The 702-nt window shown below is 75.6% G+C and carries 1 protein-coding gene; it reads left to right on the forward strand.

Annotated elements, in window-relative coordinates:
• Window positions 1–170 precede the first annotated feature (170 nt).
• A partial coding sequence (locus HMPREF3086_RS02685; protein ID WP_070720059.1) for a thiamine phosphate synthase occupies window positions 171–702 on the forward strand: 532 nt, incomplete at its 3' end.

A 702-nucleotide genomic window follows, 5' to 3' on the forward strand; every position in this document is an offset into this window, starting at 1 on the left:
GACGACCTCATCGGCGGCCCCGGACCGGGCGATCGCCCAGGCGCAGGCCAGGCCGATCACCGAGCCGCCGACCACCACGACCCGCCCCGCACCGATACGGGCGGCGGGCGGGGCGGGGTCGACGGTCATGGCGGCCAGCCTAGTAGGGGCCATCACCTACCGTTGAACCCATGACCGTCCGCGCCGACCGCCTCCGTGCCCGCCTCGCCGACGCCCGCCTCTACCTCTGCATCGACGCCCGCCGGCACCTCGACGACGACGCCCGCGCGCAGGGCTGGACGGGCGACTTCCCCGCCCTGCGCCGCGACGTCACGGCCGCCCTGGCCGGCGGCGTCGACATCGTGCAACTGCGGGACAAGAACTCACCCGGCGACCGCGACCTCGGGCCCCTGGAGGCCGGGCACGAGCTGCGCGCGCTCGCGGTGATGCGGGACGTCTGCGATGCCCACGGCGCGCTGCTCTCGGTCAACGACCGCGCCGACGTGGCGGTGGCCGCCGGCGCCGACGTGCTGCACGTCGGGCAGGACGACCTACCCGTGGAGTGGGCGCGACGGATCGTCGGCGACGACATGATCCTGGGCATCTCCTGCCACGCCGACGACGAGGTCGACGCCGCGGCGGCGAACCCGGTGGTGGACTACTTCTGCACCGGCCCCGTGTGGCCGACCCCCACCAAGCCGGGCCGCCACGCCCCGGGGCTCG

This window comes from Dietzia sp. HMSC21D01 (genome assembly GCF_001815995.1).
GTDB lineage: Bacteria > Actinomycetota > Actinomycetes > Mycobacteriales > Mycobacteriaceae > Dietzia > Dietzia cinnamea.